This is a genomic window from Halopelagius fulvigenes (assembly GCF_042662625.1).
GTDB classification, from domain to species: domain Archaea; phylum Halobacteriota; class Halobacteria; order Halobacteriales; family Haloferacaceae; genus Halopelagius; species Halopelagius fulvigenes.
Map to the genome: position 1 here is coordinate 567,955 of NZ_JBHSXH010000009.1, position 12,242 is coordinate 580,196.

The 12,242-nt window shown below is 69.5% G+C and carries 16 protein-coding genes; 12 read left to right on the plus strand and 4 right to left on the minus strand.

All coding sequences use genetic code 11. The features are described 5' to 3' along the window. Positions 1–18: 18 nt before the first annotated feature. The 3 genes from ACFQEV_RS05350 (at position 19) to ACFQEV_RS05360 (ending at position 2,637) form a co-directional block, all read left to right on the plus strand. The gene (locus ACFQEV_RS05350; RefSeq protein WP_379693330.1) at positions 19–621 is read left to right on the plus strand and encodes an HIT family protein; all 603 of its coding nucleotides are present in this window, start codon (positions 19–21) and stop codon (positions 619–621) included. 65 nt (positions 622–686) lie between these two features. Beyond that, complete coding sequence (locus ACFQEV_RS05355) at positions 687–1,667, plus strand: cation diffusion facilitator family transporter (RefSeq protein WP_379693333.1); 981 nt, start codon at positions 687–689, stop codon at positions 1,665–1,667. Between the two features lie 64 nt (positions 1,668–1,731). Continuing rightward, positions 1,732–2,637, plus strand: a complete 906-nt coding sequence (locus tag ACFQEV_RS05360) for a hypothetical protein (protein ID WP_379693336.1) — start codon at positions 1,732–1,734, stop codon at positions 2,635–2,637. Positions 2,638–2,668: 31 nt separating this feature from the next. Here ACFQEV_RS05360 and ACFQEV_RS05365 read toward each other — a convergent pair whose 3' ends face one another. Then, on the minus strand, positions 2,669–3,271 hold the full coding sequence (locus ACFQEV_RS05365; RefSeq protein ID WP_379693339.1) for a S26 family signal peptidase: 603 nt from the start codon (positions 3,269–3,271) through the stop codon (positions 2,669–2,671). A gap of 96 nt (positions 3,272–3,367) precedes the next feature. On the opposite strand from ACFQEV_RS05365, the gene ACFQEV_RS05370 reads away from it, so the two are divergent. The 4 genes from ACFQEV_RS05370 to ACFQEV_RS05385 all read left to right on the plus strand — a co-directional run bounded on the left by ACFQEV_RS05370 (position 3,368) and on the right by ACFQEV_RS05385 (position 5,814). Next, the gene (locus tag ACFQEV_RS05370; protein WP_379694542.1) at positions 3,368–3,775 is read left to right on the plus strand and encodes a GNAT family N-acetyltransferase; all 408 of its coding nucleotides are present in this window, start codon (positions 3,368–3,370) and stop codon (positions 3,773–3,775) included. Between the two features lie 2 nt (positions 3,776–3,777). Further along, a complete protein-coding gene (locus ACFQEV_RS05375) occupies positions 3,778–3,915 on the plus strand; it encodes a hypothetical protein (RefSeq protein ID WP_379693341.1) in 138 nt (45 codons plus the stop codon). Positions 3,916–3,996: 81 nt separating this feature from the next. After that, a complete protein-coding gene (locus ACFQEV_RS05380; RefSeq protein WP_379693344.1) occupies positions 3,997–4,944 on the plus strand; it encodes a zinc-binding dehydrogenase in 948 nt (315 codons plus the stop codon). 105 nt (positions 4,945–5,049) lie between these two features. Further along, complete coding sequence (locus tag ACFQEV_RS05385; protein WP_379693347.1) at positions 5,050–5,814, plus strand: ZIP family metal transporter; 765 nt, start codon at positions 5,050–5,052, stop codon at positions 5,812–5,814. 18 nt (positions 5,815–5,832) lie between these two features. Here the strand turns inward: ACFQEV_RS05385 and ACFQEV_RS05390 are convergent, their stop codons facing one another. After that, complete coding sequence (locus tag ACFQEV_RS05390; RefSeq protein WP_379693350.1) at positions 5,833–7,086, minus strand: tRNA (N(6)-L-threonylcarbamoyladenosine(37)-C(2))-methylthiotransferase; 1,254 nt, start codon at positions 7,084–7,086, stop codon at positions 5,833–5,835. Positions 7,087–7,200: 114 nt separating this feature from the next. On the opposite strand from ACFQEV_RS05390, the gene ACFQEV_RS19885 reads away from it, so the two are divergent. After that, entirely contained in the window at positions 7,201–7,518 is a 318-nt protein-coding gene (locus tag ACFQEV_RS19885; protein ID WP_464391800.1) for a hypothetical protein, read from the plus strand. Positions 7,519–7,534: 16 nt separating this feature from the next. Here the strand turns inward: ACFQEV_RS19885 and deoC are convergent, their stop codons facing one another. Together deoC and ACFQEV_RS05405 are read right to left on the minus strand one after the other, a co-directional pair. Beyond that, positions 7,535–8,173 (minus strand): deoxyribose-phosphate aldolase, encoded by a 639-nt coding sequence (gene deoC, locus ACFQEV_RS05400; RefSeq protein ID WP_379693355.1) that lies wholly within the window; start codon positions 8,171–8,173, stop codon positions 7,535–7,537. A 57-nt stretch (positions 8,174–8,230) separates the two neighbouring features. Continuing rightward, on the minus strand, positions 8,231–8,383 hold the full coding sequence (locus ACFQEV_RS05405) for a hypothetical protein (protein ID WP_379693358.1): 153 nt from the start codon (positions 8,381–8,383) through the stop codon (positions 8,231–8,233). 138 nt (positions 8,384–8,521) lie between these two features. Between ACFQEV_RS05405 and ACFQEV_RS05410 the strand changes: the two genes are divergently transcribed. The 4 genes from ACFQEV_RS05410 to ACFQEV_RS05425 all read left to right on the plus strand — a co-directional run bounded on the left by ACFQEV_RS05410 (position 8,522) and on the right by ACFQEV_RS05425 (position 12,241). Beyond that, complete coding sequence (locus ACFQEV_RS05410) at positions 8,522–9,355, plus strand: DUF63 family protein (RefSeq protein WP_379693361.1); 834 nt, start codon at positions 8,522–8,524, stop codon at positions 9,353–9,355. A 113-nt stretch (positions 9,356–9,468) separates the two neighbouring features. Next, a complete protein-coding gene (locus ACFQEV_RS05415) occupies positions 9,469–10,332 on the plus strand; it encodes an ATP-dependent ribose-1-phosphate kinase (RefSeq protein ID WP_379693364.1) in 864 nt (287 codons plus the stop codon). A 61-nt stretch (positions 10,333–10,393) separates the two neighbouring features. Then, positions 10,394–10,906 (plus strand): hypothetical protein, encoded by a 513-nt coding sequence (locus ACFQEV_RS05420; RefSeq protein WP_379693366.1) that lies wholly within the window; start codon positions 10,394–10,396, stop codon positions 10,904–10,906. A gap of 606 nt (positions 10,907–11,512) precedes the next feature. Continuing rightward, positions 11,513–12,241 carry a nucleoside phosphorylase gene (locus ACFQEV_RS05425; RefSeq protein WP_379693369.1) on the plus strand — a complete coding sequence of 243 codons (729 nt, stop codon included), beginning with the start codon at positions 11,513–11,515 and terminating at the stop codon, positions 12,239–12,241. Position 12,242 lies beyond the last annotated feature (1 nt).

Consider the following 12,242-nt stretch of genomic DNA (forward strand, 5'->3'; position numbering starts at 1 on the left):
CGTTTCCACGGGTCGTTCATGGACCAGTTGTTCGCGCCGTGGCGCATCGAGTGGGTCGAACGGGACGACGACGAGGAGTCCGAAGGATGTCCGTTCTGCGTCCTCCCCGAACGCGACGACGACAGGGAGAGTCGCGTCGTCGCGCGAAGCGACCACACGTTCGTCCTCCTGAACAACTACCCGTACAACCCCGGCCACGCGATGGTCATCCCGTACCGCCACACGGGCGAGTGGGGCGACCTGACCGACGCGGAACTGTTGGACCACGCGAAACTGAAGGCCGCGACGCTTTCGGCGTTCGACGCCGCGATGGGTCCCGACGCCGCCAACGTCGGCGAGAACCTCGGCGGCGGCGCGTCGGGCGGGTCCATCGACGACCACCTCCACACCCACGTCGTCCCGCGGTGGAACGGCGACACCAACTTCATGCCCGTCGTCGGGGACACCAAGGTGCTGGTCGAGGCCCTCGACGACACGTACGACCGCCTCCACGAGGCGTTCTCCGGCCTCGACGCGGCGGACGGAGGTGGGGGCGACGGAGACGACGGGGACGACGGCGACGGCCCGACCGGTGACGCCGACGCCGCGGTCCGCCTCTCGTTCGAGACGGCGACGGAGTGACCGGCGGAGTCCGGTACGGCGGTCCGTCCGAAGCGATTTTGCCCTCCGACGAGTAGTCCCCACCGATGGAGGGGACCCGGAAGGACGTGATTCGGCGGGTGGGACTCGTCGTGTTGGCGGTCAACCTCGCTCTCGTACTCGCGAAGGGGGCCGTCTGGTGGGCGACGGGGAGTCTCGCCGTCGGGTCCGAGGCGGTCAACAGTCTCGCCGACGCCGCCTACAGCGTCATCGTCGTCGCCGGGTTGTACCTCACCACCCAACCGCCCGACTTCGAACACCCCCACGGTCACGAGCGAATCGAACCGTTCGTCGCCCTCTTCGTCGCCCTCGGCGTCTTCGCGGCGGGCGCGGGCGTCCTCTGGAACGCCACCACGACCGTTCTGAACGGGACGTACGGGCGGAGCGCCGGTCTCGCCGGCATCGCGGTGCTCCTCGTCACCGCCGCCGTGAAGTACGCCCTCTACCGCTACTGCCTCTCCGTCGGCGAGGACCGCCGGTCGCCGGCCATCGTCGCCACGGCGAAGGACAACCGAAACGACATCCTCACCGCCGTGGCGGCTCTCGCGGGCGTCGTCGGCGCGGGCGTCGGCCTGCCCGTCCTCGACCCCGTCGCCGCCGGCGTCGTCTCCCTGGGCATCCTCTACACCGGGTACGAGATCGTCCGCGACAACCTGAACTACCTCGTCGGCGCGGCGCCGCCGGAGGAACTGCGCGCCGAGATTCTCGGACGCGCGCTCTCGCACTCCGAAGTCCGCGGCGCGCACGACGTGGTGGCGCACTACGTCGGCCCGGAGATAGACGTGAGCCTCCACATCGAAGTCGAGGGCGACATGACCCTCTTCGAGGCCCACGACATCGAGTCGGAGGTGGTCTCGTCCATCCGCGAGATGCCCGACGTCGACGACGTGTTCGTCCACGTGGACCCGAAGGAACTCGGCGAGTGGAAGGAGGACGAGGAGGCCGACAGACTCGCGCGGTTCAGAACCGCGACGGAGGAGGCGCAGACGAACGCCCGGCGACCGAGGTCGTCGGCGACGGAGAAGTGACCCGCCGCGGGCGGGCGAACCCCCGACCCGAACCGATTAGACCGCCGGTCGTGAGGTGGAGGACGTGCAGATCGATTGGTCCGCCGCCGAGCGGTTCCTCTCGTACGTCGACGGGGAGGCGTCGCTCGACCGAGTCTGGAATCACCCCGGATACGGGGTCGCCAGAGAACACGCGACCGTCCTCGGGCGGGAGTTGACCCGCGACGACCTCTCCGATGCGGTCGACGGCGAACGGACGGCCTTCTCGGGTCTCGGAAACCTCTCGGAGAACAGAACGGAGATCGTACGGCTTATCGACCGGGTCCGCTCCCGGGAACGCGAGTGGACCGCGCAGATCGAACGACAGCTCCGGCGCGTCGCCCCGAACGCGGACATCTCCGACGTGACGCTCCATCTCGGCGTCGGCTACGAAACCGGAATCGGCGTCCGAAGCGGGGCTTACGTCGACCTGAACGAACCGCTGTTCCACCGACGACCGCGCCAACTGCTCTACGCGGGCGTCCACGAGAGTTCTCACGTCCTCTACGAACGAGAGCACGCCTCGCTCGACGGGCTCGGACCCCGGCCGTTGGAGTCCGAGAACCAGCGGGCCGTCTGGAACACCGTCTTCCACACCGAGGCGTTCGCGACGTACGCGCCGCTCGAACTCCGTCGGTCGGACGGTGCCGTCGGCGTCGAGGAGCACGCCATCTGCGACGACTACGCCGCGCTCTCCGACCCCGAACGGCTCCGAACCCTCGTCGGGGAGTACGACTCGTTCCGCGAACGACTCCGCCAGGAGTCGGTCCCGACCGACGAGTTGGCGTCTCACCTGTTCGGCGGGTCGAGACTACCCTACCGGGTCGGCTGCGCCCTCCTCGACGAACTCGAACGGAGCGAGGGAGTCGCCGCCGTGCGGGAGGCATTCCGCGCCGACCCGGCGGAGTTCGCGGAGCGGTACGACTGGGCGTTGGACGGATACCGAACGTGAGGATTTCCGCCGGACCGCGCGGACGCGCGATTCAGGCCTTCCCCGAGAGGAGGAGGCGGACGTAGCCGAGGTACGGCACGCGGACCTGCGCCTTGGCGACGACCCACTCCGCGCGGACGGGGCCGGCCTCGTCCGCGATGCCGGTCACTTGGTCGTACATCTCGTTGTTGTCACCCTTCGTGATGTACCCGCCGTGGGGGGCCGGGCAGTTCACCAGTTCCTCGCAGTCGTCCGCGCCCGCCGGGAGGTAGTCGGGGTTCGCCCTGTCGTACCAGTTCTCGCCGGCCGATACGTGGAAGCGCGCCCGGTGGATTATCGGCGACCCCGGGATTTGCGGCGCGTCGTAGACGATCACGTCGCCCGGTTCCGCGAACCGAGCGTACCCCCGCGAGGACTCGACCGTGACGACGCCGTGTTCGTCGGCGGCGGGGGCGGCGAAGCGGTCGGCCTCCGTCACGACGACGAGGTCGCCCTTCGTCATGTGCGGTTCCATGCTCGGGCTCTCGACTGCGACCATCGGGGGCCACACGCCGGTCGCCCCGAACAGGAGGAGACCGACGAGAAGCACCGCGGCGACCGTCTGGAGGAAATCGCGGACGTAGACGGGAACGTCTGGACCGGGCGTGTCGTCCATCGGACTGGAGTCTGCGGTCGAACGGAAAAGCGTTGGCGGTTTCGGCGGTCACGGCGGATGACAATTCACTTCTCGCCCGCCAGCGTCCGCGGGGACATGGACGACGCCTACGGACTGGTCCGCGAAGTCCCCGACCCCGAGACGTTCTGCGCACTCCGCGAGGCGGCGGGGATGGCCCCCCGGAGCGTCGAGGGCGCGCGGGCGGGCCTGCCCAACACGATTTTCGGCGTCAGCGTCCGCTACGACGGCGAGACGGTGGGGATGGCACGCATCGTCGGGGACGGCGGGACCGTCTACCAAATCGCGGACATGGCCGTTCACCCCGCCCACCAAGGCCGGGGACTCGGCACCGCGATGATGGACGAACTCGTCGCCTACCTCGACCGCGAAGCGCCGCCGAACGCCTACGTGAACCTCTTCGCCGACGTGGACGGCTTCTACGAGCGGTGGGGCTTCGAACCGACCGCCCCCGCTTCCCGCGGGATGTTCCGCCGGACGGAGTGAGCGTGGACGACTCCGACCTCCCCGACGTCTGCCCCGAGTGCGGCGCGCGAGACGCCTACGAGAGGCGCTTCGTCACCGGCGGCGGGTGGCGCGCGGAGTACCGATGCGTCGAGTGCGGGCGGCGCGCCCGACGGCGCTAACCCTCAACGAAGCGGACGTTCGACCCGTCTCGACCGGTTTCGGCCCAACCGCTTACCCGAGTCCCGGCCGTCCCTTCGCGCATGGACGCGATGGTCATCACGGACTTCGGCGGCACCGACGTCTTCGAACGGCGCGACGTGGAGAAACCGTCGCCCGAACCGACCGAGGTTCTCGTGGCGGTGCACGCCTCGTCGGTCAACCCGGTGGACACGAAGATTCGGCAGGCCGGGTCGTGGGCCGGCATCTCGCCGCCGACGGTCATCGGCTACGACGTCTCGGGCGTCGTCGAGGAGGTGGGCGAGTCGGTGACCGACTTCGAACCCGGCGACGAGGTGTTCTACACGCCGGAGATATTCGGCGAACGGGGCAGTTACGCGGAGTACCACACCGCCGACGAGTCCATCGTCGCCCGGAAGCCGGAGAACCTCTCGCACACCGAGGCGGCGGCCCTCCCCCTCGCGGGCGGCACCGCGTGGGAGGCGATGGTCACCCGCGGCGACGTGGGCGCGGGCGAGACGGTGCTGATTCACGGCGCGGGCGGCGTCGGCGCGCACGCGGTCCAAATCGCCGACGCCGCGGGCGCGCAGGTCGTCGCCACGGCGAGTCCGAAGACGGTCGAACAGACGGAGGAACTCGGCGCGGCGCGCGCCGTCGATTACGAGTCCGAGGACTTCGCCGAGGTGATGGACTCGGAGTTCGACGAACCCGCGGACGCGGTGTTCACCACCGTCGGCGGCGACACGTTGGCCGAGAGCGCAGCGGTCACGCGGCCGCACGGCCGGATGATAACCATCCTCGAACCCGAGGGCGAGTGGGGCGCGGCCTACCAGAAGAACTTCACCGTCCACCTCCTCTTCCTGGAACGCGCCCGCCACTACCTCGACGGCCTGCGCCGCCTCGCCGAACGCGGCCAACTCGAACCGGTCATCGACTCGGTGCTACCGCTGGAAGACGTGGCCGAGGCCCACGAGATGGTCGAGGAGGGCGGCCTCACCGGGAAAGTGGTCCTCGACGTGAACGGATCGTAACGCGTCTCGCCCGCCCGCCAGCCCGCGTTTGGCGACGTGGCGGACGAGCGAGCGGTCACCTCGTCGGCAGAAACGGACAAAGGTTCGCTCCGACTACATTAATCCGTGGCAGTGACCCGCACACTCTCCGGGGCAGTCGCCGCTCAGGCATCGAACTCGGGGAACCTCCTCGGGGGGTTGCTCTCCAATCCGTGGTTCTACGCCGTCTTCTCGGCCGTCTCGCTCGTCGTCGGGTCGTCCGTCGGCGTCTGGGCCGAACCGAACGAGCGGTGGCAGGCGATACTCCTCGCCGTCGGCGGCGGGTCGCTCGTCGTCTCGTTGGCGTTCGAACTGTACGACCCGGCGGTGGAGAACATCGGCAAGTGGACCGCGTCGGGCTTTTTCCTCCTCGGCGTCGGCACGTTCGGCGGCCTCGACATCCTCATCGACCGGATGTCGGACGACGAGTCCGAAGAGCAGGGGTGGGGGCTGTGGGCCAGCGTCACGACGGACGGCGTCCCCGAGAACGCGGCGATGGGGTCGCTCCTTGTCGGCAACGTCTCGGGCGCGATGGCGTTCCTGTTCGCGTTGGTCGTCACCAACGGCTCTCAGTCGATGATGTCCGGGAAGAACATGTCCGAACACCGCGGCGAGGGAAAGACGTTCGCCGCGTGGGCCGTCACGGCACTCGTCGTCGGCGGGTCGGTGCTACTCGGCTACTGGTACATCCCGCCCCTGCCGAAGTTCTGGCTCGGGGGCGTCCGAGCGTTCGCCGGCGGCGCGATTCTGGCGTCGCTCGCGGGCGAAATCTACCCCGACGCCTACCGACAGGCGGGGCCGTCCGTCACGCTGGCGACGGCCGTCGGCTTCCTCGGGACGTTCCTCCTCTGAGCCGGAACGCCGAACCGCTCAGACGGGTTCCCCGAACGCGTACACCGTCTGGTGGCTCGTCACCTCGACGTCGAGGAAGTCGCCGGGTTCGACGCCGCGCTCCGAGGCGTTCTGGACGATGATCTGTCGGTACGCCTCGTCGCGGCACTTCACGGAGTCCCCGGTGCCCTCCTCGACGACCATCACCTCGTGCGTCTCGCCGACCATCGCCTCGTACGCCTCGGCGACGACGTCCATCTTCAACTCGGACATCTCCTTCGAGCGCTCCTTCTTGACGGTGCCGCCGAGGCCCTTCATCTCGGCGGCGTCCGTGCCGGGACGCTTCGAGAAGCGCGTGATGTTCACCTTCTCCGGGCGGACTTCCTTGAACAGCGCCATGCTCTGGGCGTGGTCGGCGTCCGTCTCGGTGGGGAAGCCGACGATGAAGTCCGTCGAGAGCGTCCAGTACTCCAACTTCCGGTCGAACGTCTCGACTATCTCGACGAACTTGTCCACGCGGTGCTGGCGGCGCATGTCCTCCAGCACCGTGTCCGAACCCGACTGGACGGGCAGGTGGATGAAGTTGTACAACGTCTCGTGTTCGGCGAACACCTCGACGAGTTCCTCGTGGATGCCGTGGACGCCGCCGGGGTTCGCCATGCCGAGGCGGACGCGGAAGTCGCCGTCTATCTCCGAGCAGATGCGGTCCAGCAGTTCGGGCAGCTTCCGGTCGCCCTCATCCCAGCCGTAGACGCCGGTGTCCTGGCCGGTGATGCGGATCTCCTTCGCGCCGGCGTGAACGAGGGCGCGGGCCTTCTCGACGTTCTCCTCGACGGACGGCGAGTCGACGCGACCGGTGGCGAACTTCGTGATGCAGTACGAGCAGTTCGACATGCAGCCCCGGGCGATGGGGAGGATGCCGACGACGCCGTCCAAGACGGGTTCGACGCCGGGGCCGGGCGTCGGACACTCGCCGTTCGTGACGGCCGTCGGCACGTCGTCCCAGTGGAGAATCTGGGCGTCCACGTCCTCCTCGCGGAACTCCTCGCCCTGCGCGAGCGCCATACAGCCGGTGATGATGAGGTCGGCCGTCTCCTTCTCCAACTCTTTGGCCCGGCGGAGCATGTTCCGCTCCGTCTTCTCCACGACCGTACAGGTGTTCATGATGGCGACGTCGGCCTCCTCGGGTCCGTCCACGCGGTAGTGGCCCGCGTCGCGGAGCGCGCTCTCGATGGCGCGGCTCTCGCCGCGGTTCGAGGTGCAGCCGTACGTCTCGATGTGGTATCGGGCCATTCGGTCGTCGTGAGATATCGCCTCGGCGGCCAAAAGCGCGACGGTACGGCCCGACGGCCGAGAAGGGGAGACGTTACAGAAGAGATCTACTTCGGCCGTGGTGATACGAGTCAGATGCCCTCCACGGTTTCCAGACGAGACGTGCTCCGCGCGGGCGGAGCGCCGTCTCTGTGTGCGGTTTCCGGCTGTCTCTCGGCCGGCGGCGACGAAGCGGCGTCGGAGGCCGGCGACGACCCCTCGTGGCGGTCGTTCGGTCACGACGCCGCGAACGCCAACTACGCGCCCGACGGTACCGCGCCCACCGAGTTCGCGCGTTCGACGCCGCGTCGGGCGACGTCGCGTGGGAACGCGAACTCGACGGCGGCGTCTACGGGTCGCCGACGCTCGGGTTCGGCGGAAGGCGCAGAGTCGCGCATCTACGCGCTCGAATGAGTAACCGGACGGAGCGTCAGAAGTCGGGGTGTCCCGAGACGATTTCGACGCCCGACGACGCGCCGATTCGCTCCGCGCCCGCCTCGAACATCGCCGTCGCCTCCTCGTAGGATCCGACGCCGCCGCTCGCCTTCACGGGGAGGTACTCGGCCATCAGTTCCACGTCCTCCGCGGTGGCTCCGCCGTCGGCGAACCCCGTGGAGGTCTTCACGAAGTCGGCGTCGGCTTCGACGGCCGCCTCGCAGGCGCGGCGCTTCTCCCCGTCGGTCAGGAGGGCCGTCTCGATGATGACCTTCACCGGAATCGGCACGGCGGCGACGACTTCGGCGATGTCCTCTCTCACGGCGTCGTCCTCGCCGGCCTTCAGTCGGCCGACGTTGACGACCACGTCGAGTTCGTCGGCCCCCTTTCGCCACGCGTCCACCGCCTCTTCGCGCTTCGCGGCCGTCGAGTGCTGGCCGTGGGGGAAGCCGATAACGGTCGCAAGCGTCACGTCCGGCGCGTACGCGTCGGCCTCGGCGACGTAACACGGCGGGATGCAGGCGTTCATCCCGTACTCGTCGGCCTCGTCTAACACCCGTTTCACGTCGTCGGGCGTCGTCTCCGGGCCGAGGACGGTGTGGTCGATGCGGGCGGCGAACTCCGTTCGGTCCATGCGCGAGGCGACGACTCGGCGGGTCAAAAGCGCGCCGACTCGCCGGAGCGGGGCCGCTCACCGCCCGCCGAGGGTTTCTAGCACCCACCAGACGACGGCGACCCCGATCGCGAACGCGCCGAGGGGAACCACCGCGGACTGCACGAACTCGGCCGATAGCGCGCCGAGGGCGACGAGGACGACGAGCGTCGCCAGGCTTCCGAGGAGCATGAAGAGCACCGCCTACCCGGGACTGAACTCGGGGAGGCTGGATTCGACTTCGGTCGGGGAGTCGTCGCCGTCGGAGACCATACGACGCTTTCGGCGACCTTCCGTAAGGCTTTCACGCCGCCCCCGCGCCCTCCCGCCATGGCGATACTTCCGGAAGGGTTCTCGCTCCCGCCGCCGACGTACCTCGCTCTCCTCTTCGTGGCGGCGGCGGAGGTCGGACGCGAGGCGTACCGGCGACGCCCGGCGGTGACGCCCCGCCGCATCCTCGCGTTCGCGCCGTGGATGGTTCTGGGGTCGGCGCTGCACGTCCTCTACGTCCTCGATTCGCTCCCCGGCGTCGTCCGCCCCCTCGCGGGCACACCCGCCGTCTACGTCACGGTGGCAATCCTCGGCGTGGCGACGTGGGTGGCCGCGGACGCGCGCTTCGGCGGTGAGGACGAGGCGGACGGTGACGACTCCGCGGCCCGCGTCCTCGGCGGCGTCGGCGGGGGTCTCGCCCTCGCGGCGTCGGCGGCGGTCCTCCTCGCCGGCGCGTCGCGCGGGACGCTCTCGCCGTCCGTCCCCGTAATCGGACTGGCCGCCTCCGTCGTCGTCGCCGCCGCCGCGTGGGAGGTTCTCGTCCGCGCGTACCCGCCCGCGGCGGCGACGGGCGCGGTGGGCGGCCTCGCCGTCTTCGGTCACAGCCTCGACGCCGTCTCCACCGCCGTCGGGGTGGACCTCCTCGGCTTCGGCGAGCGAACGCCGCTCTCGCGGTTCATCATCGAGTTCGCCCACGGACTCCCGACGGACCCGTACCTCGGCGGGGGGTGGCTGTTCGTCCTCGTGAAACTCGCCGTCGTCTGCGGCGTCGTCTCCCTGTTCGCCGACTACGTGCGCGAGGACCCCACCGAGGGGTTCCTCCTCCTCGGGTTCGTCGCGGCCGTGGGCCTCGGCCCCGGCGCGCACAACCTGCTTCTCTTCACCGTCGCCTGAGGCCCGGCGGCCCCCGAGTCCCGACGCGGGCGCGGGTGCGCGAGGTGACGGTCGTTCCGCGTCGCTCCCACCGACGCGAGCGTTTTTACGCGCGGCGGGCGACCCATCGGCAGATGTCCCGCATCGTCTGCGCCGGTCACGTGAACTGGGACGTGCTGTTTCGCGTCGACGCCCTCCCCGAACCCGACGGCGAGGCGTCCGTCGAGTCCCGGGGCGCGTCGGGCGGCGGAAGCGCCTCCAACGTCGCCCGCGGACTCGCCGAACTCGACGAGGAGGCGTCGCTCCTCGGGAGCGTCGGCGACGACGACCACGGCCGGACGGCCCGCGAGGACCTCGCCGCCGCGGGCGTGAACTGCGAGAACGTCGTCACCGTCCCCGGCGGCGAGACGGCGACGAAGCACATCGTCGTCGAACCCAGCGGCGAGGTGATCGTTCTGGGCTGTGCCGGCGCGAACGAGGCGTTCGACGCCGACGACCTGCCGGCGGCCGAACTGGAACGCGCCGACCACCTCCACCTCACGAGTCAGCGACCCGAGACGGCGACGGAACTCGCGCGACGGGCGCGGGACGCCGGCGTCCCCGTCAGTTTCGACCCCGGACGGCGCATCGGCGAGCGAGCCTACTCGACGGCCATCTCGACCGTCGATTACCTGTTTCTCAACGACCGCGAGGCCGGGTTGGCGCTGGACGCCTTCGAGTTGGACGAGCAGACCCTCGTCATCAAACACGGCCCCGACGGCGCGGAGGTGCGACACGACGACGGCAGAACCGCACACCCGGGCTACCCCATCGACGCGGTGGACACCACCGGCGCGGGCGACGCCTTCGCCGCGGGGTTCCTCTCCGCGTTGACCGACGGCGCGGACTTCGAACGCGCCCTCGCGGTGGCGAACGCGTGCGGCGCGATAGTCTCCTGTTCCCCCGGTTCGCAGGGGAGCCTCTCCCGCGAGCGGGTTCGCTCGTTCCTCGGCGACTGAGGGCGAGAGCGGCCGGAACGGAACCGTGCCCTTATCTGCCGCCGTCGCCTCGTTCGGACGAATGCACCCCGTCGCCCTCGCCGTCGTCGGCCTGTTCGACCCCGGCGAGGCACCGCTCTTCGTCGCTCTGTGTGCGCTCGCGGGTCTCGTGGCGTCGTTCGCCATGGACGTTGCGATGGTCCGACAGGAGGAGGGGTTCACCCCCGCCTACGTCGCCGCCGCCGTCCTCCTGCGCATCTCGCCCGAGGACGTGGGATTCCTCGGCGCGAACGTCGTCCACCACGCGGTGGGGGTCCTCGCGGGGACGCTGTACGCGTTGCTCTATCTGGTGTTGGCGCTTCTCCTCCCCGTGGGACCGGTCGTGGGCCGCGTCGGCGTCGTCCCGCACGTCGTCGCCGTCGTCGGCGTCGTCCTGTTCATCTACTCGTTCTTCGCCCACCTCGTCCTCCCGCGCGCCGGGCGGTCGATCTACGAGGAGCGCTCGACGGCCGTCTGCGGCCAGTGGCTCCGGTCGTCGCTCGTCTTCGGCGCGGGGTTCGTCCTCGTCGCGCCGTTCCTGACGGCCGCGGTCTGAGCCGCGCGGTTCGAACCGAACGGTTCAGACTGTGAGGTTCGAACCGCCGAGCGTCGCGGACGAGGGGACGGAAAAGGGGGAATTTCGGGGGAGTCGCGGCGCGCGAGACGCGACCGATGCCGCGACACGGAGCGTCCATGTTCGAGAGGGGGAACGGGTGTGCCGTCGCGCCCATCCGCGGGACGCGGCCCGGACCACGGAGGCGGGAAGGGACGTGAGGGTGGGGGACGGGTCGAGGGTGACCCGTTGCCGACCGCAGTCCGAGTCGCACTCGCCGCACCGACGGAAACCGCCGCACCGTTCTGCGGAGCGGCGAGGGGGTGAAACGAGGGGGGCGTTCCACCGCCGACTCCATCGTCCGACGGCCGCGGATGGTGCCCGACGGCCACGTACACCTCTGGGGGGAACCCAGTTAGTTACCTACAAGATACGAACCGGTAATCGAACCCGACCACACGTTAGATTCGATTAAACTCACCCTAACGGACCACTATCGCCGTTCGAGCGTGACCCCGCGGCGGAGGAACGTCCCTCCGTCCCCCGAAACCGCGCCTCGCGGAGTCCCGGACCGCGGCGCTTTTGACCCAGACACGAGACGACGGCAGTATGGCAAAACAGCCCCATCTGCTCGTGTCGGAGGGAGACGTCAACGACATCGCACTCGTCCCGGGCGACCCGGGGCGCGTGGACCGAATCGCCGCCCAGTGCGAGGACGTCGAGGAAGTCTCGGCGAACCGCGAGTACAAGATAGTGAACGCGACGTACGAGGGCGTCCCGCTCACCATCTGTTCGACGGGTATCGGCTGTCCGTCCGCCGCCATCGCCATCGAGGAACTGTCGCGCGTCGGCGTCGACACCGTGATCCGCGTCGGCACCATCGGCGCGCTTCAGCGAGGCATCGAAATCGGCGACATGATAGTGGCCACCGGCGCAGCCAAGGAGGAGGGCACCTCGAAGCGCTACGAGTCCGCCGTCTACCCGGCCGTGCCGGACTACGAGGTGCTGACGGCCCTCGTCGATTCCGCCGAGGCCAACGACGAGGACGTCCACGTCGGCCCCATCGTCTCCGACGACGCGTTCTACAACGAGTCCGACGAGTTCGTCGAGGACTGGGAGGACGCGAACCTGCTGGCCATTGAGATGGAGGCGGCGACGGTGTTCGCCCTCGCGCGCCGCAAGGGGATGCGCGCCGGGGCCATCTGCACGGTGGACGGGAACCTCGTCGAGGGGACCCAGAAGGGCGCGGACTCCGACGAGGAACTCCCCGAGAAGGCGAAGAACAACGTCGAACGCGCCATCTCGCTCACGCTCGACGCGGTGACGACGCTCGCGTAGG